21 protein-coding genes are annotated in these 25,992 nt (G+C 66.0%); 13 read left to right on the forward strand and 8 right to left on the reverse strand.

Features of this window, described 5'->3' with window-relative positions; translation table 11 throughout:
* The first annotated feature begins 33 nt into the window (after positions 1–33).
* Complete coding sequence (locus FG94_RS22370) at positions 34–1,665, forward strand: methyl-accepting chemotaxis protein (protein WP_081926134.1); 1,632 nt, start codon at positions 34–36, stop codon at positions 1,663–1,665.
* Here the strand turns inward: FG94_RS22370 and FG94_RS22375 are convergent.
* The 3 genes from FG94_RS22375 to FG94_RS22385 form a co-directional block, all read right to left on the reverse strand.
* The gene (locus tag FG94_RS22375; protein ID WP_036216313.1) at positions 1,646–3,082 is read right to left on the reverse strand and encodes a PA domain-containing protein; all 1,437 of its coding nucleotides are present in this window, start codon (positions 3,080–3,082) and stop codon (positions 1,646–1,648) included. The two genes, FG94_RS22370 and FG94_RS22375, sit on opposite strands and share 20 nt — an antisense overlap.
* Complete coding sequence (locus FG94_RS22380) at positions 3,069–3,491, reverse strand: post-PEP-CTERM-1 domain-containing protein (protein ID WP_152571081.1); 423 nt, start codon at positions 3,489–3,491, stop codon at positions 3,069–3,071. The genes FG94_RS22375 and FG94_RS22380 overlap by 14 nt, the downstream gene beginning before the upstream one ends.
* 406 nt (positions 3,492–3,897) lie before the next feature.
* Positions 3,898–4,338 carry an FKBP-type peptidyl-prolyl cis-trans isomerase gene (locus tag FG94_RS22385; protein WP_229446035.1) on the reverse strand — a complete coding sequence of 147 codons (441 nt, stop codon included), beginning with the start codon at positions 4,336–4,338 and terminating at the stop codon, positions 3,898–3,900.
* A 72-nt stretch (positions 4,339–4,410) separates the two neighbouring features.
* Between FG94_RS22385 and FG94_RS22390 the strand changes: the two genes are divergently transcribed.
* Together FG94_RS22390 and FG94_RS22395 are read left to right on the forward strand one after the other, a co-directional pair.
* Positions 4,411–4,875, forward strand: coding sequence for a DUF2127 domain-containing protein (locus FG94_RS22390; RefSeq protein ID WP_036216320.1), 465 nt, complete (start codon positions 4,411–4,413; stop codon positions 4,873–4,875).
* A 27-nt stretch (positions 4,876–4,902) separates the two neighbouring features.
* Positions 4,903–6,207, forward strand: a complete 1,305-nt coding sequence (locus FG94_RS22395; RefSeq protein WP_051997003.1) for a family 1 glycosylhydrolase — start codon at positions 4,903–4,905, stop codon at positions 6,205–6,207.
* Between the two features lie 93 nt (positions 6,208–6,300).
* Here FG94_RS22395 and FG94_RS22400 read toward each other — a convergent pair whose 3' ends face one another.
* From FG94_RS22400 to prpR, 3 genes are all read right to left on the reverse strand, one after another.
* On the reverse strand, positions 6,301–7,473 hold the full coding sequence (locus FG94_RS22400) for a PLP-dependent aspartate aminotransferase family protein (RefSeq protein WP_036216323.1): 1,173 nt from the start codon (positions 7,471–7,473) through the stop codon (positions 6,301–6,303).
* A complete protein-coding gene (locus tag FG94_RS22405; RefSeq protein WP_036216325.1) occupies positions 7,470–8,849 on the reverse strand; it encodes a pyridoxal-phosphate dependent enzyme in 1,380 nt (459 codons plus the stop codon). Before FG94_RS22405 ends, FG94_RS22400 begins: the two co-directional genes overlap by 4 nt.
* A gap of 276 nt (positions 8,850–9,125) precedes the next feature.
* Positions 9,126–10,730 carry a propionate catabolism operon regulatory protein PrpR gene (prpR, locus tag FG94_RS22410; RefSeq protein ID WP_036216327.1) on the reverse strand — a complete coding sequence of 535 codons (1,605 nt, stop codon included), beginning with the start codon at positions 10,728–10,730 and terminating at the stop codon, positions 9,126–9,128.
* Between the two features lie 161 nt (positions 10,731–10,891).
* Between prpR and FG94_RS22415 the strand changes: the two genes are divergently transcribed.
* The 7 genes from FG94_RS22415 to FG94_RS22445 all read left to right on the forward strand — a co-directional run bounded on the left by FG94_RS22415 (position 10,892) and on the right by FG94_RS22445 (position 22,011).
* Positions 10,892–11,236, forward strand: coding sequence for a DUF485 domain-containing protein (locus FG94_RS22415; protein WP_051997004.1), 345 nt, complete (start codon positions 10,892–10,894; stop codon positions 11,234–11,236).
* Positions 11,233–12,894, forward strand: a complete 1,662-nt coding sequence (locus tag FG94_RS22420; protein ID WP_036216330.1) for a cation acetate symporter — start codon at positions 11,233–11,235, stop codon at positions 12,892–12,894. Before FG94_RS22415 ends, FG94_RS22420 begins: the two co-directional genes overlap by 4 nt.
* A 204-nt stretch (positions 12,895–13,098) precedes the next feature.
* A complete protein-coding gene (prpB, locus tag FG94_RS22425) occupies positions 13,099–13,989 on the forward strand; it encodes a methylisocitrate lyase (RefSeq protein ID WP_036216332.1) in 891 nt (296 codons plus the stop codon).
* 23 nt (positions 13,990–14,012) lie between these two features.
* Positions 14,013–15,173 carry a 2-methylcitrate synthase gene (prpC, locus tag FG94_RS22430; protein ID WP_036216334.1) on the forward strand — a complete coding sequence of 387 codons (1,161 nt, stop codon included), beginning with the start codon at positions 14,013–14,015 and terminating at the stop codon, positions 15,171–15,173.
* Between the two features lie 153 nt (positions 15,174–15,326).
* Positions 15,327–17,933 carry a Fe/S-dependent 2-methylisocitrate dehydratase AcnD gene (gene acnD, locus FG94_RS22435; RefSeq protein WP_036216595.1) on the forward strand — a complete coding sequence of 869 codons (2,607 nt, stop codon included), beginning with the start codon at positions 15,327–15,329 and terminating at the stop codon, positions 17,931–17,933.
* Between the two features lie 128 nt (positions 17,934–18,061).
* Positions 18,062–19,261 carry a 2-methylaconitate cis-trans isomerase PrpF gene (prpF, locus tag FG94_RS22440; protein WP_036216337.1) on the forward strand — a complete coding sequence of 400 codons (1,200 nt, stop codon included), beginning with the start codon at positions 18,062–18,064 and terminating at the stop codon, positions 19,259–19,261.
* Between the two features lie 131 nt (positions 19,262–19,392).
* Positions 19,393–22,011 (forward strand): EAL domain-containing protein, encoded by a 2,619-nt coding sequence (locus tag FG94_RS22445; RefSeq protein ID WP_036216339.1) that lies wholly within the window; start codon positions 19,393–19,395, stop codon positions 22,009–22,011.
* On the opposite strand, the gene xth is transcribed toward FG94_RS22445, so the two are convergent.
* Positions 22,000–22,767 carry an exodeoxyribonuclease III gene (xth, locus tag FG94_RS22450; protein ID WP_036216597.1) on the reverse strand — a complete coding sequence of 256 codons (768 nt, stop codon included), beginning with the start codon at positions 22,765–22,767 and terminating at the stop codon, positions 22,000–22,002. The genes FG94_RS22445 and xth overlap by 12 nt on opposite strands.
* A 500-nt stretch (positions 22,768–23,267) precedes the next feature.
* Between xth and FG94_RS22455 the strand changes: the two genes are divergently transcribed.
* The 3 genes from FG94_RS22455 (at position 23,268) to FG94_RS22465 (ending at position 24,353) form a co-directional block, all read left to right on the forward strand.
* Entirely contained in the window at positions 23,268–23,618 is a 351-nt protein-coding gene (locus FG94_RS22455) for a hypothetical protein (RefSeq protein WP_027866250.1), read from the forward strand.
* 1 nt (position 23,619) lies between these two features.
* On the forward strand, positions 23,620–23,826 hold the full coding sequence (locus FG94_RS22460; protein WP_036216341.1) for a DUF1653 domain-containing protein: 207 nt from the start codon (positions 23,620–23,622) through the stop codon (positions 23,824–23,826).
* Positions 23,827–23,894: 68 nt separating this feature from the next.
* Positions 23,895–24,353 carry a hypothetical protein gene (locus tag FG94_RS22465; RefSeq protein ID WP_081926135.1) on the forward strand — a complete coding sequence of 153 codons (459 nt, stop codon included), beginning with the start codon at positions 23,895–23,897 and terminating at the stop codon, positions 24,351–24,353.
* A 104-nt stretch (positions 24,354–24,457) separates the two neighbouring features.
* On the opposite strand, the gene FG94_RS22470 is transcribed toward FG94_RS22465, so the two are convergent.
* Positions 24,458–25,960, reverse strand: a complete 1,503-nt coding sequence (locus FG94_RS22470) for a leucyl aminopeptidase (RefSeq protein ID WP_036216342.1) — start codon at positions 25,958–25,960, stop codon at positions 24,458–24,460.
* Between the last annotated feature and the right edge of the window lie 32 nt (positions 25,961–25,992).

Here is a 25,992-nt window from a genome sequence, read left to right on the forward strand (position 1 = left end):
GACTGCAGGTATCCGATCAACTCGATACCCGCCATGCACCTCGCGAAGCTCCAGACCGGCACCAAGATCCTCGGCGCCTTCGGCATCGTCTCCTTCCTCCTCCTGATCATCTCGGCCGTGGCGCTGTGGCGCATGCAGTCCAACGACGCCCTCACCACCGACCTGGTCTACGACAAGCTGGCCAGGCAGCAGCTGGCCTCCGACCTGCTCGGCGTCGAACGCCTGAACGGCTCGCGCACGGTCGCCATCGCGCGCAGCGACAGCCTGGAGCTGGCGGACTACTTCGGCGCCCAGCTGGCCCAGGGCAGGAAGGCGGCCGCCGAGCTCGAGGCGAAACTGGGCAAGCTGCCGCGCACGCAGGCAGAAGCCGCGCTGATGGCGCAAGCCGGCGGCCACAAGGCGGCGCTGGACAAGGTGCAGGCCGCGCTGTTCCAGGCCAAGGAGCTCGGCCAGACCGGCGTCGTCGAGCAGCTCGTCGGCGGCGACTGGGAGAAAGGCTACCAGGCCTACACGGGTGCGCTGGAAGCCTTGCTGGCCCACGAAACCGACGCGGCGCACCGCCTCGCCAGCGAATCGGCCTCGGCCTCGCTGTTCGGGAAATCGCTGGTGCTGGCGCTCGGCCTCGGCGCGCTCGGCATCGGCGGGCTGCTGGCCTGGATGCTGACCCGGAACATCGTCGGCCCGCTGCAGCAGGCGGTCAGCCTGGCCGAGCAGGTGGCGAAGGGGGACCTGCGTCCGGTCATCCGCCACGCGCGTGCGGACGAAATCGGCCGCCTGTTCGACGCCCTCAACGGCATGACCGGCGGCGTCGCGGCCACCGTGTCCCAGGTGCTGGCCGGCGCCCGGGCGATCGACTCGGCGTCGGGCGAGATCGCGGACGGCAACCAGGACCTGTCGCGCCGCACCGAGCGCCAGGCAGCGAGCCTGCGCCAGACCGTCGGCGCAATGGAAGAACTGCGCGAAGCCATCGACCGCAACAATGCCAGCGCCCGTTCGGCGAACGCGCTGGCCCAGTCGGCCTCGAACGTCGCCACCCGCAGCGCCCAGGCGGTCGAGGAGGTGGTGGCGCGCATGGGCGCGATCAAGGCCTCGGCCGACAGGATCACCGACATCACCGGCATGATCGACAGCATCGCCTTCCAGACCAATATCCTGGCGCTGAACGCGGCGGTGGAAGCGGCGCGCGCCGGCGCCGAGGGACGCGGCTTCGCCGTGGTGGCGGCCGAGGTGCGCAGCCTGGCCCAGCATTCGGCCTCGGCGGCGAAGGAAATCAAGAAGCTCATCAAGGATTCGAGCGCGGAGATCGCCGCCGGCACCGGCATCGCCGGCGCCGCGGGCGAGACCATGCGCGCCGTGCTGGCCCACGTGCACGACGTGGCCGGCCTGCTCGATACCATCTCCACCGCCAGCGGCGAGCAGGCCAGCGGCGTGGCCCAGGCCAGCCAGGCGATCGCCGAGATGGACGAGTCGACCCGGCAGAATGCCGCGATGGTCGAGCAGGCAGCCAGCGCGGCCGGGGCGATGCGCCGGCAGGCGGCCGAGCTGTCGGAACTGGTGGCGACCTTCAAGCTGCGCCAGGGCGCGCATGCGGACGAAAAAAAAACCGCCTGCAAGCAGGCGGCTTTCGCTGGAAACGGCGGGGTGATTACCAGCCGATGTCCTTGAACAGTTCCATCGTCAGGTCGGTCGGCGCCGTCACCGAGTGGGTGAGGTCGGCATTGATCGACGGTTCCATCAGCTGGTTGCGGGTGGTCGCGGTGTTGTAGTGCGACACCGACGAGCCCTGCTGGAACGGGTTCGGCGTGAACATCGTGACGCGGCCCTGTGCATCGGCGCCCGAGAGCTGGGTCTTGGAACGTTCGAGCTTGCCCACGGTGCCGTTGGCGTTGCCGTTCGGCTTGGTCAGGCTGGCCAGGATCGTCGCGCCGTCGGCCTGCGACACGCGCACGGCCGGGATGGTGATCGACGGATCGGCGCCGCCCAGGCCGGTGACTGCGCCCGGTGCGTTGTCGGCCACGATCACGCCGATCGCGCCGGCGTCCTGGGCGTTCTTGACCTTGATCGTGAAGCCGCAGGTGCCGCGGCTGACCAGGGCGATCTTGCGGCGCACCGCTTCGGCGTTGGCGGCGTTGAACGGCGTGCAGGCCGAACCCGGGCTGTCAGGCTGCAGGGCCACCGCGGCGATCTGGCCGGTCAGCGGCGACTTGTCGATCTTCGGACCGAAATCGGCTTCGCCGACGGCGTACAGGTCGCCGGACGGCGAGTTGGCGCCGACGCCGATCACGCGCAACTGGGCGGTCGGAGTCAGCACCGACGGTGCGGCCGCGGTGACGCGGGCGCCGGTCCAGGACAGGCCGCCCGGCTTGAGCGCCGATGCCGCACGCTCGGCGTTGGTCATGTCGATCCACAGCTTGCCGGTCGTGTTATCGAGCAGGAAGGTATCCCAGACCGACGCGCGTCCGGCAAACGGAGCACCGGTCGCGCCGCTGGTGAAGGTCTGGAAGCCCAGGCCGTGGCCCATTTCGTGCAGCAGGGTGGCGACGAAGTCGATGTTGTTGCCTTCGTTGGCATCCAGGCCCAGGTAGAACGCGCTGCCTGCCAGGCAGTCCGATTTGCCGAGATTGGAATTGAAGCGTGCCGTGATCTGTCCGCCCGGCGAGGTCGAGATCTCGCTACCGTACAGCTTGTTGGCCAGGGCATACGAATACCAGACGTCGGTCTTCGGCGCGCCCGGGAAGTTGGCGAACACCTGGGTGGCGCCGGCGCTGCCCAGCACCGCGCTGGTCGCGGTGCACGACAGCGGCTCGAAGGTCGCATTGATGACGATCGGGACGTCGCTGGTCAGGGTCTTGCCCCAGATGTTGGCAGCGTGTGTGAAGGCGATCAGGCGCTGCTGGCCGATGGTGGTGCCGGTATTGCCGCCGACGGGCGTCGCCGGGGTCGTCTCGTTGAAGCCGACGCCGGGCGCGTTCAGGTTGTTGATGACGATCTTTGCTGCTGCCTGGGCAGTGCCCATGCTGCCGCAGGCCAGGGCCAGGGCCGCGGCTACCAGAGTCAGGCTTGGACGCTTATTCGACTTCATTCTGGTGCTCCTTGGCGTGCGTGGACACTGGGGTGGACAGGGCGGAGTGGGCTGCATGCGAGCCGTGGGCGCACTCGGCTTCGAGCTTGCCGTCCGCGGTGCGGCGCACCACCGTGTGCATCATCGACTCCTCGTCGACGTGGGCGGCGAGGACGCCGTTCTGCTGCAGGCTGGCGACGCCGGCGACCGGGGCGCCGGAGGCTGCGCGGGCGGCCTTCCGGGCTTCGCGCTCCGCTTTGCGCAGCTCGTTCAGTTTCTGTACCTCAGCGGCAGTCGCATTGCGCAGCTTGCCGGTGCGCGGGTCCTTGGCAACGGTCTGGCCTTCCTGTCCGGCAGCGAGCGCCGATCCGGCGAACGCCAGCGCCGCAATGGCGACAGCGCTACGCAGCATGGATACACGGATTTGCATGTTGTGATTTCTCTCAGAAAAATATACGTCAATCGGTACAACTTTTCTTTCCCCGCCTCTAGAGCCGGTTGTCAACAACTATAGCTTTGGAAATAATGGAATTGCACGAAACTATTAAAAATTTTATATCTTTGTTTTAGCCGATGTGCATATAAAATTTGGTTTTCTCTCTCAAAAGGCTGATGTAAATACTGCTTTATCGCGCGTTGTTTTTTGTGCGCAAGGCACACCAGGCCGAAATGTGGTGTTGACGGGCGCGCGGTCCTGCACTAGGACGCGGCAATATGGGAGCGAGGCGTTGCCTGCAGGCAGGACTTCAGGGGGGAGGGCGTGCTACGTGGGGACAGCCGGGAAGACTGGAAAGGAACAGGCGCCGGCGGAGTTGCCGGCGCCATGAGGACAGCGCTCAGCGCACGTCGAGCAGTTCGACGTCGAAGATCAGGTTGGCATTCGGCGGGATCGGACCTGCGCCCGAGCTTCCGTAACCCATGCTGGCGGGGATGATGAGGGTGCGCTTGCCGCCGACCTTCATGCCGGCCACGCCGGCATCCCAGCCGGGAATGACCTGGCCGCCGCCGAGGTGGAAGCTGAACGGCTCGCGTCCGCTCGAGGAGTCGAACTGGGCGCCGCGCTTCGATTCGGTATTCGGCTCGTACAGCCAGCCGGTGTAGTGGACGACCACGGTCGTACCGTCGGTCGCTTCCTTGCCGGTACCGGCCACGGTGTCGATCTTTTGCAGCGTCACGCTGTCGGCGGCCGCCGCGGGAGGGTTTTCGGCGCGCTTGCAGCCGGTGACGGCCAGCGTCATGCTCAAGCCAAGGATGCAGTAGGAGATCAGCTGTTTCAAGGTATTCTTTCGTAAAAGGGACAAGGGCGAAGGCAGCGGCAGTATACATGCGATCGCCCCACGGGAGAACGCATGCGCCTGTCGCAGGGACTTCGCGCCGTGGCCGCGCTCGAGGCGGCCAAGGGCATGGTGGTGCTGTTGACCGGCTTCGGCCTGTTCGCACTGCTGCACCGCGACGTCCAGCGCCTTGCCGAGCTGCTGTTGGCGCACGCGCACCTGAACCCCGCATCCCACACGCCCCGGGTGTTCGTCGAGCTGGCAGAGCGGCTGGACGATGCGCGCCTGCTGCAGCTTGCGGCGGCGGCCCTGGCGTATTCAGGCCTGCGCATGGTCGAGGCCTACGGCCTGTGGCATGGCCGCGCATGGGCGGAAGGCCTGGCGGCGGCCAGCGGCGCCATCTACCTGCCGTTCGAGCTGGACGAGCTGGCGCGCCGTCCCGGCCTGCTGAGCGCCGGCCTGCCGGCCGTTAACCTGGCCATTGTCACTTTCATGGTCTACAGTTTGAAGAGGCGCCGCGCAGCGCGCCGATCCGATTGACACGGCGTGGCCACGTACGGACCGCATATGGTATCGAACCAACCCGGATTCCTCTTTGCCACCGGCATCGAGAACAGCATCCCGACCATCGATGGCGGCCGGGTCCGCATGGACGAGATGGACAAATGCGGGCACTACCGCCATTGGCGGCGCGACTTCGACCTGGTGCAGGAAATCGGCATTCGCTTCCTGCGCTATGGCCCTCCCTTGCATACGACGCTGCTCGGTGCGCGCCGTTATGACTGGTCGTTCGCCGACGAGGTGTTCCCCGACCTGCGGCGCCGCGGCCTGGTGCCGATCGTCGACCTGTGTCATTTCGGCCTGCCCGATTTTCTGGGCGACTTCCAGAACCCGGACTTCCCCGCGGTCTTCGCCGACTATACGCGCGCCTTTGCCCAGCGCTATCCCTGGGCCCAGCTGTACACGCCGGTCAACGAGATGTCGATCTGCGCGCTGTTCTCCGCCCTGTACGGCTGGTGGAACGAGCAGATGCGCGACGACCGGGCCTTCGTCACCGCGCTCAAGCACATCGTGAAGGCCAACCTGCTGGCCATGCGCGCCATCCTCGAGGTGCGCCCGGATGCGCTGTTCGTCCAGAGCGAATCGACCGAGTACTTCCACGCCCGCTCGCCCGCCGCGATCGGCCCGGCCGAGACCAGGAACGCGCGCCGCTTCCTGTCGCTGGACCTGAACTACGGCCGCCGCGTCGACTCCACCATGTACGAGTACCTGCTCGACAACGGCATGACGCGCGACGAGTACCACTTCTTCCTGAACAACAACCTCAAGCACCACTGCATCATGGGGAACGATTACTACCAGACCAACGAGCACCATGTGTCGGCGGATGGCTCGACCATGGCGTCGGGGGAGATCTTCGGCTACGCGGTGATCACGCACCAGTACTACAACCGCTACCGCCTGCCGGTGATGCATACCGAGACCAATCTGTGCCAGGGAGCGTGCGGGGACGAGGCCGTGAAGTGGCTGCGCAAGGAGTGGGCCAACGTGCTGCGGGTACGTAACAACGGCGTGCCCCTGGTCGGCTTCACCTGGTACTCCCTGACCGACCAGGTCGACTGGGACACCGGCCTGCGCGAGAACAACGGCCACGTGAATGCCCTCGGCCTCGCCGACCTCGACCGCCAGTTGCGCCCGGTCGGGCTGGCCTACCGCGACCTGATCCGCGACTGGACCGAAGTGCTGCCCACCCAGAGCGTGTGCCTGCAGGTGCCGCTGGCGCTGGACAGCGACTACCCCGGATTCGACTTCGCGGCGCCGCACACGGCGCCGGCCGAGGCGGCGACCGGCGCACCCAGGAACACGGAATAGGAGGGCGTATGCGCTTCGACGGCAAGCTCGTTCTCGTCACCGGCGCCGCCGTCGGGCAGGTGCTGCGGCGCTTCGGGCGGCTCGACCACCGCGTTAGATCGCGGCCAGCGCCCGGCGCAGGTCGTCGCGCTGGTCCTCCAGGTGCTCGATGCCGACCGACAGGCGGATCAAGCCGTCGCCGATGCCCAGCTCGGCACGCTGCTCGGCCGGGATGCTGGCATGGGTCATCAGGGCAGGGTGCTCGATCAGGCTCTCGACGCCCCCCAGGCTCTCGGCCAGGGTGAACACCTCGCAGGCTTCCAGGAAGCGCCTGCTGCCGGCCAGGTCGGTGGCCAGGTCGATCGACACGATGCCTCCGAAGCCGTTCATCTGGCGCCGCGCCAGCGCGTGCTGCGGGTGCGATTCCAGGCCCGGATAGAATACCTTGCGTACCTTCGGCTCGTGCTCGAGCCACTGGGCCAGCGCCAGCGCGTTGGCGCTGCTGCGCTCCACCCGCAGGGCCAGGGTCTTGATCCCGCGCAGCACCAGGAAGCTGTCGAACGGACCCTGGATGGCGCCCACGGCGTTCTGGATGAAGCCGAGCCCCTCGGCCAGGGCCGCATGACGCTTCTCCCTGCCGACCACCGCCACGCCGCCGATCACGTCGGAGTGGCCGTTCATGTACTTGGTGGTCGAGTGCACCACGATGTCGAAGCCGAGTTCCAGCGGACGCTGGACAATCGGGCTGGCGAAGGTGTTGTCGCACACGGTGATGATGCCGCGCGCGCGGCACAGGGCCGCGATGGCCGCCAGGTCGGCCAGCTTGAGCATCGGGTTGGTCGGCGTCTCCACCCACACCAGCCTGGTTTCGGGCGTGAGCGCCTTGCCGAGCGCATCCGGATCGGTCAGGTCGGCGTAGGCGAAGCTGTGGCCTGCGCTCTTCCTGCGTACGCGCTCGAACAGGCGGAAGGTGCCGCCGTACATGTCGTCGCCGGCCACGATGTGCGAGTTCGCCGGCAGCAGTTCCAGCACCGCCGCGATCGCGGCCAGGCCGGAGGCGAAGGCGAAGGCCGCGCTGCCGCTTTCGATGTCGGCCACGCAGCGCTCCAGGGCCCAGCGCGTCGGGTTGTGCGAGCGGCCGTAGTCCAGGCCCTTGTGCACGCCCGGGCTCTCCTGGCGGAAGGTCGAAGTGGCGAAGATTGGCGGCATCACGGCGCCGGTAGCCGGCTCCGGCGCCTGGCCGCCGTGGATCACGCGGGTGGCAATGTGTTTTTTCTGGTCCGTCATGAAAGAGTCCTGCGAAGGTGGTTGAGCAGGTCGTAGCGCGTGACCAGGCCGTAGAAGCGCTCGCCGTCATGGATCACGGCGGTCAGCCCGCGGTCGAGGATCTCGCGCAGGTGGCCCATGCTGGCTGTGGGCAGCAGGGTCTGGAGCGAGGAGGTCATCGTGCTCGACACCGGCGCGCTGAAGTGCTTGGGTTCGGCGCTGACGTGCAGCAGCAGGTCGGACTCGTCGATCAGGCCGGCCAGCCGGCCCTTGTCGTCGATCACGGGCAGCTGCTGCAGGTCGGCGTTGCGCATGCGGTTGAAGGCGGTAAGCAGGGTGTCGGAGGGCGATACCGTGACCACTTCGCCCTCGTCGTAGCGGCGGCCGATCAGGTCGCGCAGGTCGCCCGTCCTGGAGCGCGTGATCAAGCCCTGGTCGACCATCCAGCCGTCGCTGTACACCTTGCTCAGGTAGCGGGTGCCGGTGTCGCACACGAATGTGACGACGCGTTTCGGACGGGTCTGCTCGCGGCAGTAGCGCAGGGCGGTGGCCAGCAGGGTGCCGGTGGACGAGCCGGCCAGGATGCCTTCCTGCTGCAGTAGCAGGCGCGCGGTGCCGAAGCTTTCCTCGTCGGGGATGGTGTAGGCCTTCTTCACCCGCGACAGGTCGGCGATGCCGGGGATAAAGTCTTCGCCGATGCCTTCGACCGCCCAGGAACCGGCATCAGTGCGCAGCACGCCCGTGTTGACGTAGTCGGCCAGGATCGAGCCCTGCGGGTCGGCCAGCACGAATTCCAGGTTGGGTTGGGCCTTCCTGAAATAGCGCGACAGGCCGGTGAGGGTGCCGGAGGAGCCGACCCCGACCACGATGGCATCGAGCTTGTGGTTGACCTGGTCCCAGATCTCGGGACCGGTCGTGGTTTCGTGGGCGCGCGGGTTGGCCGGGTTGTTGAACTGGTCGGCGAACCAGGCGCCGGGGATCTCCCTGGCCAGGCGCGCCGCAACATCCTGGTAGTACTCGGGATGGCCCTTGCCGACGTCGGAGCGGGTCAGGTGGATCTCGGCGCCGAGCGCCTTCAAGTGCAGGATCTTCTCGGCCGCCATCTTGTCGGGGACGACCAGCACCACGCGGTAGCCCTTGATGCGCGCCACCAGGGCCAGCCCCAGGCCGGTATTGCCGGCGGTGGCCTCGACCACGGTACCGCCCGGCGCCAAGTGCCCGTCGTGCTCGGCCTGCTCGATCATGGCGCGGCCGATGCGGTCCTTGATGGAGCCGCCGGGATTCTGGGATTCGAGTTTCAGGAACAGCTGGCAGGGACCGGTGTCGATCCGGGTCACTTCGATCAGGGGGGTATCACCGATCAGGGAAAACAAAGCCGCTTGCGACGCATGTTGCATAGTGCCTCCGTCAGGCCGGGCAGGGGCCCGGGCGGTGCGCCGCTTCATGGGCGGACGCTAGTCGAAGAGCTGGCGCTTGCTCGTATCAATGGGCGCCAGGCCATGTAAAAAAGTCATGATACGGCGATAATTTAACACGGTGTTGATCCAACGCGGGGTGGGGAATTTGTAGGGTGGGCGGCTTGTCCGCCCACGCGGTGATTGTTATCGGCTCCGTCTACGGGCGCGATGATCTTGCTGCAAACTATCACCGCGTGGGCGGGAGACCCGCCCACCCTACGGGTTCTCACTTCTCAAACGCCGCCACAGGGTCGTGCGGCTGATGCCCAGATGCTTCGCCGCCGCATCGCGCTGGCCGTTGAAGCGCGCCAGCACCGCCGCAATGCTTTCGGTATCGGCCTCCGGCGTGGGCGCAGGCACCGTCGCCGCCTTGTTTAGTTCAGGAGCAATCGACACCAGGAAACTCGGCGTCAAGGCCTGCAGCGGCTCCGCCGCCAGGAACAGCGCCAGCCGCTCCATCAGGTTGCGCAGCTCGCGCACGTTGCCGGGCCAGCCGTAGGCTTCCAGCACGGACGCGCAGGCCTGCATCTCGGCGTGCAGGTTCGGGTGCGGTCTGGCGTCCAGCGCCGCCAGCGCGTTCTTGAGCGACCACTCGCCAAGCGGCACGATATCCGCGACCCGTTCGCGCAGCGGCGGCAGGGCCAGGCGCAGCACCGCCAGCCGGTAGAACAGGTCGGCGCGGAAGCGTCCCTCGCGCACGCGCGTTTCCAGGTCGCAGTGGGTGGCGCTGATCACGCGCACCTCGATCGGCACCGGCCGCGTGCCGCCCACGCGCATCACTTCGCGCTCTTCCAGCACGCGCAGCAGGCGCGTCTGCAGGCCAAGCGGCATTTCGCCGATCTCGTCGAGGAAGAGGGTGCCGCCGTTGGCCGCCTCGAACAGGCCGGCGTGGCCGCCGCGGCGCGCGCCGGTAAAAGCGCCTTCCTCGTGGCCGAACAGTTCGGATTCCAGCAGCGATTCGGCGATCGCGCCGCAGTTCACTGCAACAAAAGGACGGTTGGCGGCGCGCGCCGGGCCCTCGCGGTGGATGGCCTGCGCCACCAGTTCCTTGCCGCTGCCGGTCTCGCCCTGGATCAGCACCGTGGCCGGCGAGCGCGCGTACAGCACCACGGTCTGGCGCAGGCGTTCCATCGCGTTCGATTCGCCGCGCAGGTCGTGCAGGCCGCGCCGTGCACGGCGCGTATCCGCGCCCGCGATGCGGCGTCCGCGGCTCGCTTCCAGGTGGGTCAAGCGCGCCATCTCGAGCGCGTCGTCGAAAGCCTGGCGGATCGAGGCGGCCGAGTACAGGAACACCCCGGTCAGGCCCGCTTCCTCGGCCAGGTCGGTAATCAACCCGGCGCCGACGATCACTTCGATGCCGGCCGCCTTCAGTTCGTTGATGGAGGCGCGCGCATCCTCTTCGGTCACGTAGGTGCGCTGCGCGATCGCGATGCCGAAGGTGTCGGCGAACTCGGCCAGTTCGCGCAGCGGCGCCTGGTAGGTGATGACGCCGATGCGGTTCGACACGCGGCGGGCGCGCGCCAGGGCCTGCATCACGTCGAAGCCGCTGGCCTTGGCCACCACCACCGGCACCGAGATCCTGCCCTTGAGGTAGGCGGCGTTCGAACCGGCGGCGATCACCACGTCGCAGCGCTCGGTCGCGAGGCGCTCGCGCAGCGTGCGCGCGGCTTCGTCGAAGCCGAGGTGGACCGGTTCGATCGTCGCCAGGTGATCGTACTCGAGGGTGATGTCGCGGAACAGGTCGGACAGGCGTGACACCGACACGGTCCAGATGACCGGCTTGTCGCCGCCGTCGCTGTGGCTGCGTGTGGATGGACTCATGCGGCAAGTGTAGCCGATTCCATGCGCCTGTCTTGAACTTGCAGGGCCGGCTGCTGTCAGTTACGCGTAAGCCAGCGTAAGAATGAGGTAAGGGCACGCCCGTAGGATGGGATCCAGCCCTGAATACCAGGCATCACCAGAATAGATAACAGGAGACACAAGTGGATCAAGACATCGTTCGGCGGGTCAAAGCCGACCCCAACTATCGCAAGCTGGTCACGAAGCGTTCGCGCTTCGGCTGGATCCTCACCTGGAGCATGATGGTCGTGTACTACGGCTTCACCCTGCTCTGCGCCTTCGACAAGGAATTCATGGGCAGCCGCATCGGCGACGGCGTCATGACCTGGGGCATTCCCCTGGGCCTGTTCGTGATCCTGTTCACCGTCGTGGTCACGGCCATCTACGTGCGCCGCGCCAACAGCGAGTACGACCAGCTGACCGACGCCATCAAGGCCAACGTGGCCGGCGGCAACGGCAGCGGCAGCGGAAAGAAGGTGGCGGCATGAAGGCCCTGAACCGTTCTTCCGTCGCAGCTGCGCTGCTGCTCGCCAGCGGCGCCGTCCTGGCCGCGCCCGACCTCGGCCAGGCCACCAAGCAGGCCACCAACTGGACCGCGATCAGCATGTTCGCGCTGTTCGTGGTGGCGACCCTGTTCATCACCAAGTGGGCCGCCGCCAAGACCCGCTCGGCATCCGACTTCTACACCGCCGGCGGCGGCATTTCCGGCTTCCAGAACGGCCTGGCGATCGCCGGCGACTTCATGTCGGCGGCAAGCTTCCTCGGCATTTCGGCCGCCGTGTTCCTGGACGGCTTCGACGGCCTGATCTACGCGATCGGCTTCCTGGTCGGCTGGCCGGTCATCACCTTCCTGATGGCCGAGCGCCTGCGCAACCTGGGCCGTTACACCTTCGCCGACGTGGCCGCCTACCGCTTCCACCAGAAGCCGATCCGCGTGTTCGCGGCTTCCGGCACCCTGGTGGTGGTGGCCTTCTACCTGATCGCGCAGATGGTCGGCGCCGGCCAGCTGATCAAGCTGCTGTTCGGCCTGGAATACTGGATCGCCGTTGTCATCGTCGGCGTGCTGATGATGGTCTACGTGCTGTTCGGCGGCATGACCGCGACCACCTGGGTGCAGATCATCAAGGCGGTGCTGCTGCTGTCGGGCGCTTCCTACATGGCCTTCGCGGTGCTGGCGCAGTACAACTTCAGCCCGGAACAGCTGTTCTCGGCCGCCACCGAGGTGCACGCCAAGGGCGATTCCATCATGGGCCCGGGCACCTTCCTGAAAGACCCGATCTCGGCGATCTCCTTCGGCATGGCGCTGATGTTCGGCACCGCCGGCCTGCCGCACATCCTGATGCGCTTCTTCACCGTCCCGAGCGCGAAAGAGGCGCGCAAGTCGGTGCTGTGGGCCACCACCTGGATCGGCTACTTCTACATCCTCACCTTCATCATCGGCTTCGGCGCGATCGTGCTGGTCGGTACCAACCCGGCCTTCAAGGATGCGGCCGGCAAGCTCCTGGGCGGCAACAACATGGCGGCGGTGCACCTGGCCAATGCCGTGGGCGGCGACATCTTCCTGGGCTTCATCTCGGCGGTGGCCTTCGCGACCATCCTGGCGGTGGTGGCCGGCCTGACCCTGTCGGGCGCCTCGGCGGTGTCGCACGACCTGTACGCCACCGTGTTCAAGAAGGGCAAGGCCAATAGCGCCGACGAACTGAAGGTCTCGAAGATCACCACCATCGCGCTGGGCGTGATCGCGGTGCTGCTCGGGATCGCCTTCGAGAAGCAGAACGTCGCCTTCATGGTGTCGCTGGCCTTCGCGATCGCGGCCTCGGCCAACTTCCCGGTGCTGTTCATGTCGGTGCTGTGGAAGGATTGCACCACCCGCGGCGCCACCGTGGGCGGCTTCCTGGGCCTGGCCACCGCGGTCGTGCTGACCCTGGTGTCGAAGTCGGTGTGGGTCGACGTGCTCGGCAACGCCACCGCGATCTTCCCCTACACCTCGCCGGCGATCTTCTCGATGGCGGTAGGCTTCTTCGGCATCTGGTTCTTCTCGGTGACCGACAAGAGCCCGCGCGCCGCGATCGACAAGGCCGGCTTCGAAGCGCAGGAAGTGCGTTCGGAAACCGGCATCGGTGCCGCGGCGGCAAGCGCACACTAAGCGCCTACGCCTGGACCAAACCCCGCTGCGGCGGGGTTTTTTTGTTGCTACAATGTTTCATTTGTGTTTCATGTTGCGTTTCGGTGAAACACATGAGCTGTCGAAGCTGCGCCAAGTCCTTGATCCATAAGGAATGTCGGACTGGCACGCCACTTGCATTGGCAGGTGGGTATTCGATCAACGCATCATTCGAAAGGTTTAAGCATGAGCCACCACTCCGCCGGCGCCGCGTTCCGCAAGGCCGTCCAGGAAGAATCCCCGCTGCAGGTCATCGGCGCCATCAATGCCAACCACGCGCTGCTGGCCAAGCGCGCCGGCTACCGCGCCATCTACCTGTCGGGCGGCGGCGTCGCTGCCGGCTCCCTGGGCCTGCCGGACCTCGGCATTTCTGGCCTGGAAGACGTCCTGATCGACGTGCGGCGCATCACCGACGTGTGCGACCTGCCGCTGCTGGTCGACATCGACACCGGTTTCGGCGCCTCGGCCTTCAACGTCGCGCGCACCGTGCGCTCGCTCATCAAGGCCGGCGCCGCCGCCTGCCACATCGAAGACCAGGTCGGCGCCAAGCGCTGCGGTCACCGTCCGGGCAAGGAAATCGTCAGCAAGGACGAGATGGTCGACCGCGTCAAGGCCGCCGCCGACGCGCGTACCGATGAGGACTTCGTGATCATGGCGCGCACCGATGCGCTGGCCGTGGAAGGCCTGGACGCCGCCATCGAGCGCGCTATTGCCTGCGTGGAAGCCGGCGCCGACATGATCTTCCCCGAAGCCATGACCAGCCTGGAGATGTATAAACAGTTCGCCGATGCCGTGAAGGTGCCGGTGCTGGCCAACATCACCGAGTTCGGCGCGACCCCGCTGTTCACGCTGGACGAACTGCGCAGCGCGAACGTGAGCATCGCCCTGTACCCGCTGTCGGCTTTCCGCGCCATGAACAAGGCGGCCGAGAACGTCTACAACGCGATCCGCCGCGACGGCACCCAGCAGAACGTGCTCGACACGATGCAGACCCGCGCCGAACTGTACGACCGCATCGACTACCACAGCTACGAACAGAAACTGGACGCGCTGTTCGCCCAGAAGAAGACCAAATAATTCAGCTTCAGGAGATTCCACGCATGAGCACCCAGAACAACGAGACCCCAACGTTCAAGCCGAAGAAATCGGTGGCCCTGTCCGGCGTCGCCGCCGGCAATACCGCGCTGTGCTCGGTCGGCAAGACCGGTAACGACCTCCACTACCGAGGCTACGACATCCTGGACGTCGCTACCACCTGCGAATTCGAAGAGATCGCCTACCTGCTGGTGCACGGCAAGCTGCCGACGAGCGCCGAACTGAAGGGCTACAAGGCCAAGTTGAAATCGCTGCGCGGCCTGCCGCAGGCGGTCAAAAGCGCGCTGGAAGCGCTGCCGGCCGGCGCCCACCCGATGGACGTGATGCGTACCGGCGTGTCGGTGCTGGGCTGCACCCTGCCGGAAAAGGACGACCACAACGTCCCGGGCGCGCGCGACATCGCCGACCGCCTGATGGCCTCCTTCGGCTCGATGCTGCTGTACTGGTACCACTTCAGCCATAGCGGCAAGCGCATCGACGTGGAAACCGACGACGATTCGATCGGCGGCCACTTCCTGCACCTGCTGCACGGCGAGAAGCCGCGCGAATCCTGGGTGCGCGCGATGCACACCTCGCTGATCCTGTACGCCGAGCACGAGTTCAACGCCTCGACCTTCACCTCGCGCGTGATCGCCGGCACCGGCTCCGACATCCACTCGGCCATCACCGGCGCAATCGGCGCCCTGCGCGGTCCGAAGCACGGCGGCGCCAACGAAGTCGCGCTGGAAATCCAGAAGCGCTACGAGAACGCCGACGAGGCCGAAGCCGACATCCGCAACCGCGTGGCCAACAAGGAAGTCGTGATCGGCTTCGGCCACCCGGTGTACACCATCAGCGACCCGCGCAACGTGGTGATCAAGGAAGTGGCGCGCACCCTGTCGCAGGAAGCCGGCTCGATGAAGATGTTCGACATCGCCGAGCGCCTGGAATCGGTGATGTGGGAGGTCAAGAAGATGTTCCCGAACCTGGACTGGTTCTCGGCCGTCTCGTACCACATGATGGGCGTGCCGACCGCCATGTTCACGCCGCTGTTCGTCATCTCGCGCACCTCCGGCTGGGCTGCGCACATCATCGAGCAGCGCATCGACAACAAGATCATCCGCCCGAGCGCGAACTACGTGGGTCCGGAAGACCTGCAGTTCGTGCCGATTGGGGATCGTAAATAAGACAGTACCGTTAGCCCGGAGACCGTCGTACCGGCGAAGGCCGGTACCCAAGTTTTGCTTGAGCGGCCTGCACACAAAATTGGATTCCGGCCTACGCCGGAATGACGGCTCGAAGGCTGGCTAAACAAACAGGCTATATCGAGCTTCATCATGATGAACACCAACCACCGCAAACCCCTCCCGGGCACCTCGCTGGACTACTTCGACACGCGCGCCGCGGTCGAGGCCATCCAGCCCGGCGCCTACGACACGCTGCCCTACACCTCGCGCGTGCTGGCCGAGAACCTGGTCCGCCGCTGCGACCCGGCCAGCATGCTAGATGCCCTCAAGCAGATCATCGAACGCAAGCGCGACCTCGACTTCCCGTGGTTCCCGGCGCGCGTGGTCTGCCACGACATCCTGGGCCAGACCGCGCTGGTCGACCTGGCCGGCCTGCGCGACGCCATCGCGGAGCAGGGCGGCGACCCCGCCATGGTCAACCCGGTGGTCCCGACCCAGCTGGTGGTCGACCACTCGCTGGCCGTGGAATGCGGCGGCTTCGACCCGGACGCCTTCGCCAAGAACCGCGCCATCGAGGACCGCCGCAACGAAGACCGCTTCCACTTCATCGAGTGGACCAAGAAGGCCTTCCAGAACGTCGACGTGATCCCGCCGGGTAACGGCATCCTGCACCAGATCAACCTCGAGCGCATGTCGCCGGTGATCCAGAGCGAAGCCGGCGTGGCCTATCCGGACACCCTGGTCGGCACCGACTCGCACACCCCGATGGTCGACGCCCTGGGCGTGATCGCGATCGGCGTGGGCGGCCTGGAAGCCGAAAGCGTCATGCTGGGCCGCGCCTCGTACATGCGCCTGCCGGACATCGTCGGCGTCGAGCTGACCGGCAAGCCCCAGCCCGGCATCACCGCCACCGACATCGTGCTGGCGCTGACCGAGTTCCTGCGCAAGTCGAAAGTGGTCTCGGCCTACCTCGAGTTCTATGGCGAAGGCGCATCCAGCCTGACCCTGGGCGACCGCGCCACCATCTCGAACATGGCGCCGGAATTCGGCGCCACCGCCGCGATGTTCTACATCGACGAGCAGACCATCAAGTACCTGCGCCTGACCGGCCGCGAGGAAGAGACCGTGCAGCTGGTCGAGGCCTACGCCAAGGAAGCCGGCCTGTGGGCCAACAGCCTCGAGACCGCCCAGTACGAGCGCGTGCTGTCCTTCGATTTGTCGTCCGTGGTGCGCAATATCGCCGGTCCGTCGAACCCGCACAAGCGCGTGCCGACCTCGGAACTGGCCGAGCGCGGCATCGCCGCCAAGGTCGAGAATGAACCGGGCCTGATGCCGGACGGCGCCGTGATCATCGCGGCGATCACCAGCTGCACCAACACCAACAACCCGCGCAACATGATCGCGGCCGGCCTGATCGCCCGCAACGCCAACCGCGCAGGTCTTACCCGCAAGCCCTGGGTCAAGAGTTCGCTGGCGCCGGGCTCCAAGGCCGTGGCCCTGTACCTGGAAGAAGCCGGCCTGATGCCGGAGCTGGAAAAGCTGGGCTTCGGCGTGGTCGCCTTTGCCTGCACCACCTGCAACGGCATGAGCGGCGCGCTGGATCCGACCATCCAGCAGGAGATCATCGAACGCGACCTGTATGCGACCGCCGTCCTGTCGGGCAACCGCAACTTCGACGGCCGCATCCACCCCTACGCCAAGCAGGCCTTCCTGGCTTCGCCGGCGCTGGTGGTGGCCTATGCGATCGCCGGCAGCATCCGCTTCGACATCGAGAAGGACGTGCTGGGCGTGGACGCTTCCGGCAAAGAGGTCCGCCTGGCCGATCTGTGGCCGTCGGACGAAGAGATCGACGCCGTGGTGGCGCAGGCCGTCAAGCCGGAGCAGTTCCGCAAGGTCTACACGCCGATGTTCGCGCGCGTCGTGGACGACGGCGAAAAGGTGAGCCCGCTGTACGACTGGCGCCCGCAGAGCACCTACATCCGCCGTCCGCCCTACTGGGAAGGCGCATTGGCCGGCGAGCGCACGCTTTCTGGCATGCGTCCGCTGGCGGTCCTGGGCGACAACATCACCACCGACCACCTGTCGCCGTCGAACGCGATCCTGCTGGATTCGGCTGCCGGCGAATACCTGGCGAAGATGGGCCTGCCGGAAGAAGACTTCAATTCCTACGCCACCCACCGCGGCGACCACCTGACCGCGCAGCGCGCCACCTTCGCCAACCCGACGCTGAAGAACGAGATGGTCCGTGACGAGATGGGCAACGTGAAAGCCGGTTCGCTGGCGCGCATCGAGCCGGAAGGCACCGTGACGCGTATGTGGGAAGCGATCGAGACCTACATGGAGCGCAAGCAGCCCCTGATCGTGATTGCCGGCGCCGACTACGGCCAGGGCTCGTCGCGCGACTGGGCGGCCAAGGGCGTGCGCCTGGCGGGCGTGGAAGCGATCGCGGCCGAAGGCTTCGAGCGCATCCACCGCACCAACCTGGTCGGCATGGGCGTGCTGCCGCTCGAATTCAAGCCGGGCGTGAACCGCCTGACGCTCGGCATCGACGGTACCGAGACCTTCGACGTGCTAGGTGCGCGTACCCCGCGCACCGACCTGACCTTGGTAATCCACCGCAATAACGGCGAGCGCGTCGAGGTCCCGGTGACCTGCCGCCTCGACACCGCCGAGGAAGTGGCGATCTACGAGGCAGGGGGCGTGCTGCAGCGCTTCGCGCAAGACTTCCTGGAATCGTCGGCTCCCAAAGCTGCCGCGTAATCGCTAGCGTGATTTGACCGCGTGGGCGGGGGACCCGCCCACCCTACGAACATCGATGACCGTAGGGTGGGCGGGTTTCCCGCCCACGCGTCCAACCAGCGTTTGAATCGCCACAAAAAAGGATTCATATGGCACACCCCCCCCAAATCAAGATCCCCGCCACCTACATGCGTGGCGGCACCAGCAAAGGCGTGTTCTTCCGCCTGCAAGACCTCCCGGAGGCCGCGCGCGTGCCCGGCCCGGCCCGCGACGCGCTGCTGTTGCGCGTGATCGGCAGCCCCGACCCCTACGGCAAGCAGATCGACGGCATGGGCGGCGCCACCTCCAGCACCAGCAAGGCCGTGATCGTCGCCAAGAGCGACAAGGCCGACCATGACGTCGACTACCTGTTCGGCCAGGTCTCGATCGACAAGCCTTTTGTGGACTGGAGCGGCAACTGCGGCAACCTGTCCTCGGCGGTCGGCTCGTTCGCCATCGCCAGCGGCCTGGTTGACCCGGAACGCGTGCCGCAGGACGGCATGGCGCTAGTTCGCATCTGGCAGGCCAACATCGGCAAGACCATCATCGCCCACGTCCCGGTAAGCATGGGCGAGGTGCAGGAAACCGGCGACTTCGAACTCGACGGCGTGACCTTCCCGGCGGCCGAGGTGCAACTGGAGTTCCTCGACCCGGCGGCCGAGGAGGAGGGCGCCGGCGGGTCGATGTTCCCGACCGGGAACCTGGTCGACGAGCTGGACGTCCCGGGTGTCGGACGGCTGCAGGCGACCATGATCAACGCCGGCATCCCGACCATCTTCGTCAACGCCGAAGCGATCGGCTACACCGGCACCGAGCTGCAGGAGGCCATCAACGGCGACCCGCGCGCGCTGGCCATGTTCGAGACCATCCGTGCCCACGGCGCCATGCGCATGGGGCTGATCGACAGCATCGAGGAAGCGGCCAAGCGCCAGCACACGCCCAAGGTGGCCTTCGTGGCGAAACCGGCGAACTACGTCTCCTCGAGCGGTAAGCAAGTGAACGCGGGCGACGTCGACCTCCTGGTGCGCGCGCTCTCGATGGGCAAGCTGCACCACGCGATGATGGGCACGGCCGCGGTGGCCATCGGCACCGCCGCCGCGATCCCCGGCACCCTGGTCAACCTGGCGGCCGGTGGCGGCGAGCGCAGCGCGGTGCGCTTCGGCCATCCGTCCGGGACCCTGCGGGTGGGGGCGGAGGCAGTGCAATCGGAGGGCGAATGGAGCGTCGCCAAAGCGATCATGAGCCGCAGCGCGCGCGTGCTGATGCAAGGCTGGGTGCGTGTTCCGGGCGATTATTTCGAAGAAGCTTGAAGTAACTCGCCTGCATGATTGATGGGCCGTAACAACACGGCCCATCTTTTGTGTCTCTTAGTTTTGGAACAAGAAGGCTTTGTGGTTTATGATTTCTAAATGGCAAGTTAGCCGAGAGACAATCACGAACCATGGACCGACACTCCGGCGAGCTCCAGCTCGCAGCAGGCGACGCCCCTGCTGACCAGGCCCTGCCGCCTGACGCCCGCGATCTCGAACACGAGATGCTGCGCATCGCCCTGCGCGACCAGCACGCCATCCTGGAAAACGCGCCGGTCGGCATCGTCTTCACGCTGCCCAGCCAGTTCAAGTCCTGCAATCCGCGCATCTGCGAGATGCTCGACTATTCCTACTCCGACATGTGCGGCCTGCGTCCGGCCGACATCTTCCTCACGCCCGACGATTACCAGGCGCTGGTGGCGGAAGCCTATCCGGTGCTGGCCGCCGGCGGCCTGTACGAAAAGGGCGAGCAAGCCTTCCGCCGGCGCGACGGCTCGATCATGTGGGCGCGCCTGCGCGGCCGCGCGGTCGACCCCGGGGCGCGCGAGGCCGGCACCATCTGGATCGCCGAGGACGTGACCGAGGTGCGCCAGACGCTGTTCGAGGTGCAGGCGATCATGCAGAACGCCACGATCGGCATCATGTACACGCGCAACCGCATCATCCAGCGCTACAACCCGGCTTTCGCCAGGATGTTCGGCTACCGCGACGGCGAGGCGCTGGGCCGCTCGACCCGCATCGTCTACCCGGACGACCAGTCCTGGCACGACTTCGGCGCGACCGCCTACCCGCAGCTGGCGCGCGGCATTCCCTACCGCGCCGAGACCGAAATGGTGCGCAAGGACGGCTCGCGCATCTGGGGCCAGCTCAACGGCTACCTGTTCAATCCGGAAGACCCGGGACTGGGTACGATCTGGCTGTTCGAGGACCGCACCCGCGAGCGTCACGACGAGATCCAGCTGCGCAATGCCCTGATGGAGAACCGCGCCATCCTCGACAACGCAGTGCTGGGCATCGCGGTGGTCGAGGACGGCGTCACCCTGCATTGCAACAGCAAGATGGAAGAGCTGTTCGGCAGCCCCGCCGGCGGCATGGACGGCACCCCGGTGCGCGCCCTGTACCCGGACGAGGCCAGCTGGAAGCTGGCGCGCCTCGACACCGCGCGCAGCTTCGGCGCAGGGCAGGTGCACACGGCGGAATACCTGATGGCGCGGCGCGACGGCACGCCGTTCTGGGCGCGCCTGTCGGGCCGCCTGTTCGATGCCGACCAGAAGAGCGGGCGCAGCGTCTGGCTGATCGACGACGTCACCGCGCGGCGCGAGGCGGCCGATGCGATCCGGCGCGCGCGCGACGAGCTCGAGATCCGGGTGGCGGAGCGCACCGCCGAACTGGCCGGGGCCAACGCCTTGCTGCAGGAAGAAATCGCCGAACGGCGCCAGGCCGAGGCGCGGGTGCACCACATGGCCTACCACGACAGCCTGACCGGCCTGCCGAACCGCGCGCTGCTGTCCGACCGGCTCGAGTGCGCGCTGCGCGCTGCCCAGCGCAATGGCCGCAAGCTGGCCGTGATGTTCCTCGACCTCGACCGCTTCAAGACCATCAACGACTCGCTCGGCCACGCCACCGGCGACCAGCTGCTGCGCGAGGCCGCGCGGCGCCTGGGCACGGCGGTGCGCGACAGCGACACCGTGGCGCGCCTGGGCGGCGACGAGTTCGTGGTGCTGCTGCCGGAGGTCGGCGGCGCGCGCGAGTGCGCCCAGGTGGCCGACAAGATCATCGACCTGCTGGCCACTCCGTACCCGTTCGAGGGCCGCAGCCTGCACATCACGCCCTCGATCGGCATCTGCCTGTGCCCCGACGACGGCAAGGACGTCGACACCCTGATGCGCCATGCCGACGCGGCGATGTACCACGCCAAGGCGGCCGGCCGCAACAATTACCAGTTCTTCGACCAGCGCATGAACCAGGCGGCGACGCGGCGCTTCGAGCTGGAATCGCAGCTGCGCGGGGCGCTCGCGCGCGAGGAATTCGAGCTGCACTACCAGCCCATCGTCGACACCGGCACGCGGCGCCTGCACGCGCTGGAAGTGCTGCTGCGCTGGCGCCGCGACGGAGAGAATGTAGTGGGGCCGGACGAATTCATCCCGATCCTGGAAGAGAACGGAATGATCGTGCCGGTGGGGGAGTGGGTGGTCCAGAGCGCCTGCGAGCAGTGCATCGCCTGGCAGCGCCAGGGCTTGCTTGCGGTGCCGCTGGCGATCAACCTGTCGGCGCGCCAGTTCATGCACGACGCTCTGGTGTCCTCGATCCGCCGCATCGTCGGCGAGACCGGCATCGACCCGGCGCTGGTCGAATTCGAACTGACGGAGACCGCGCTGATGCAGCATGGCGGGCAGACGCTCGACATCCTCCGCCAGATCAACGGCATGGGCATGCGCCTGTCGATCGACGATTTCGGCACCGGCTATTCGAGCCTGGCCTACCTGAAGCGCTTCCCGGTCCGCAAGATCAAGATCGACCGCGCCTTCGTGCGCGAGCTCGAAGCCAGTGCGGAAGACCGCGCCATCGTGGCGGCGGTGATGGCGCTGGCCAACAGCCTGGGGCTGTCGGTGGTGGCCGAAGGCGTCGAGACGGAAGGGCAGGTCGCGCTGCTGGCTGGCTACGGCTGCCAGTTCGCGCAGGGCTACCTGTTCGCGCGGCCGCTGCCGGCCCTGGAGGCGGCGCGGCTGCTGGACGCTTCAGTCGCCTAGGGTCGCCACGACTGGGGCATGGTCCGACGGCTGCTCCCACTTGCGCGTCTCGCGGTCGATGTGGCAGGCGGTGCAGCGTTTCGCGAGTGCCTCGGTGAGCAGGATATGGTCGATGCGCAGCCCGCGGTTGCGGCGGAAGGCCAGGTTGCGGTAGTCCCACCAGCTGTACTGCTTCTCCGGCTGCTCGAACAGGCGGAAGGCATCCGTCAAGCCGAGCGCCATGAATTCCTGCAGCGCCGCGCGTTCCGGCGGGGTGAAGTGGATGTGGTTTTCCCATTCGCTCGGATCGTGCACGTCACGCGCTTCCGGGGCGATGTTGTAGTCGCCCAGCACGGCCAGCTCTGGAAACCTGCGCATTTCCTCGGCCACCCAGGTGCGCAGGCCGTCCAGCCAGGCCATCTTGTAGGCAAATTTGTCGCTGCCGATTTCCTGTCCGTTCACCACATAAGCGCAGATGATGCGCATGCCGGCGATAGTCGCGGCGATCAGGCGCTGCTGCTCGTCCTCGAAATGGGGATTGCCCTTCTGGACGTCCTCGATCGGATGCTTCGACAGGATCGCCACGCCGTTATAGGTTTTCTGGCCGGCAAAAACGACCTGGTAGCCGGCGGCATTGATCTCGGCCAGCGGGAATTTATCGTCGGTGAGCTTGGTTTCCTGGATGCACAGGACGTCGACCGGATTGGCTTCCAGCCAGGTGAGCAGGTGCTGGAGGCGGACTTTCAGCGAATTGACATTCCAGGTGGCGATCTTCATGGGCATGGGGACGGGTGGCAAAGGCGGCATGATAACCGCTTCCAGGATCAGCGGATAGCCAAGGGCTTTATCCCGGCAATGCAATCCAATCCCCGATTTATTCTGGGTGAATCATTGCCAATGATATGACAGTTGTATTTATGCTAGTCACACAGCAATTGTTATTAAAGAGCCACTAACATTGTGTGCCATACAAGGGTCTATGCTAGAATAACTTAATAGAATAATAAAGAAGTTGGCAAATTTATGCTGTGCGGGCTGTAAAAACGTTCGCAAAAGAATTAAACTAGCGCCAAAGCATTTAACACTGTTTCTGTGTGGAATATAATAATTGCGTTAGGGCAACTAACGCTGTACTATTTGCACACCTGGAAACAAGTTCGGTTGCTGCATGCACGCTCAATCGTGCGGACATGTTAGCAAGGTGCAAAATGGTACTATTCGAAACCTTGTTTTTTCGATAGCAAATGAACCCGAACGCCGATTTACAAAGGACTGAAATGCGCAATGCATTCGAAGCGTGGGCCCAACGCGAAGGCCACATTACGCGCCGCCGCGAAGACAAGCCCGAGGAATACCTCGTCTATGAAACCCAGCGCCGCTGGGTGATCTGGCAGGCTGCCCTGACGCACGGCGCCAAGGCTGCGGCCGAGGCGCCGTCGAAGTTCGCCAAGGAAGGCGAGCAAAAGCCTGCGGTCACGCAGGACGAAGCCGCGGTGCGCAACCGCGTGCTCAACGAAGTGCTCGACGCCTTCAGCGAGCTGGATGAAGCCGCCGGCATGGAAGGCGTGCTGAAGGTCATCCAGGGCCTCAAGAAGAAGCAGAAGACGCTGGAAGAGACCAAGGCCTGAATTGGCGGCGGCACGGCGCTACCGCCATTACAAGGGCGGCATCTACGAGCTGGTCTGTGAAGCCGTCATGGAAGCGGACCACACGCCCGTGATGGTCTACCGCGGCCAGGACGGCGCCGTCTGGGTGCGTCCGCGCGCCGCCTTCTTCGAGACCGTCAGCGTCGAGGGCGTGGCCGTGCCGCGCTTTTCCGTCATCGGGGACGAATAGCGTCCTGCCCTTCAGGATACGCTCTTGCCTGCCGTTAAAGGGGCATACAGTATTTCTGGCAGGCCCCCATGTCGCGTTTTTCCCGCTTTTCGCTCCCATTCCTGTTCGCACCGCTCGTCCTGGGCGGCTGTGCGACCGTGTCCGATGCGCCCCTGCAGCAGCAGGTCGAACTGCACGCCGTGCTCGATTACCAGGAAGTCGGCGGGGTGGGCTGCCTTCTGAGCAATAACCTCGGGCGCTGGTTCGTGGTGGCGCCCGGCCGCGTCACCATCTCACGCAGCGCCGAACCCCTGGTCGTCAGCTGCAAGAAGGCGGGCCTGGGGATGGGGCAGGAAGCATTCGGATCGCGCCCCGATGCGATGAGTCTGATGGGCAATGTGGTGATCAGTGCCGGCATGGGATTCGCGGTGGACAAGTATTCGGGCGCCAGCTGGTCGTATCCCGCCAACCTGACCGTGTTGATGACACCGGCGAAGCCGCCCGAGGAATTGGCGGCGGCCGAGCGGGTCCAGAGCGCCGTTTTTTAAGGTATAAAATGCAACAGCCCCGCATGCGGGGCTGTTTTTCTTGGTGAAATAATATTTCACACTGGCTCCCTGATGAAAGAATATTTCATCGGGCGCCCTGCGTTTTACACGCGGTTCATCAGGAAGGTGGTCAGCAGCGGCACCGGACGGCCGGTCGCGCCCTTGTTCGCACCCGACTTCCAGGCGGTGCCGGCGATGTCCAGGTGGGCCCAGGTGTACTTGCGGGTGAAGTTCTCCAGGAAGCAGGCCGCCGTGATCGAGGCGGCGCCCGGGGTGCCGATGTTGGCCAGGTCGGCGAAGTTCGACTTCAGCTGCTCGTTGTAGTTCTCGCCCAGCGGGAAGCGCCATGCCACGTCGCCGGCCTGCTTGCCGGCGTCCAGCAGTTCCTGGGCCAGCGCGTCGTGCGCGTCGTCGTGGCGGGTGAACAGGCCACTGGTGTGGTGGCCCAGGGCCACGATGCAGGCGCCGGTCAGCGTCGCGACGTCGACCACGGCGGCCGGCTTGAAGCGCTCGGCGTAGGTGAGGGCGTCGCACAGGATCAGGCGGCCTTCGGCGTCGGTGTTCAGGATCTCGATGGTGAGGCCGTTCATCGAGGTCACGATGTCGCCCGGCTTGCTGGCGCGGCCCGACGGCATGTTTTCGCAGGCCGCCACGATGCCGATCACGTTCAGCTTGAGATTCATCTCGCCGATCGCGCGGAAGGTGCCCAGCACCGAGCCGGCGCCGCACATGTCGTACTTCATCTCGTCCATGCCGGGGCCCGGCTTGAGCGAGATGCCGCCGGTGTCGAAGGTAATGCCCTTGCCGACCAGCACGGTCGGTGCATCCTTCTTGTTGCCGCCCATGTGCTTGAGCACGATGAACTTCGGCGCTTCGTCGCTGCCCTTGGCCACCGACAGGAAGCTGCCCATCTTCAGCGCCTCGAGCTGCTTGCGCTCCAGGACTTCGATCTCGAAGCCATACTGGTCCGCCAACGAGCGTGCGGTATTCGCCAGGTAGGTTGGAGTGCAGACGTTCGGCGACAGGTTGCCCAGTTCCTTGGTCAGGGCCATGCCGTTCGAGATGGCGACGGCCTGGGCCAGGGTGCCCTTGAGCTGGGTGGCGGCGTTGGCGGCGTCGGCGGCGATGACGATCTTGCGCACGCCTGCCAGGGCCGGATCCTTCTTGCTCTTCTGGGTATCAGTTCTGTGCTCGGTCTCATTGGCGGCGATCACCAGTGCACGCACCGCCCAGTTGACGTCACGGTCTTTCACATCCGCCAGCGGGAATGCGATAATGGCATCCTGGCTGCCCAGGGTGGCGAACACCTTCAGGGCCGCGCCGATCGCGGTGCTGTAGTTCTTTTCGCTCAAGGCATCGGCCGTGCCCATGCCCACCAGCAGCACGCGTGCCGCGCCGACGCCCTTCACGCCGCGCAGCAGCAGGGTCGAACCGGCCTTGCCGCTGATGTCGCCGGACTTGAGCGCAGCGGTGATGTCGCCGCCGGCATCCAGGGCCTTGGCAGCCTGCGACAGGGTCTTGTTTTCGAACACGGCAACCGCCACCACGCCGGCTTTCGCGGCGGCCAGGGTGGTCTTGGTGTCGAATGCTTTTATGCTAAAGTCCATTTTTGGTTCTCCGGTTTGATTTCGCGGCGCAT

It is taken from the genome of Massilia sp. LC238 (assembly GCF_000735635.1).
In the GTDB taxonomy this organism is placed as follows: domain Bacteria; phylum Pseudomonadota; class Gammaproteobacteria; order Burkholderiales; family Burkholderiaceae_D; genus Telluria; species Telluria varians.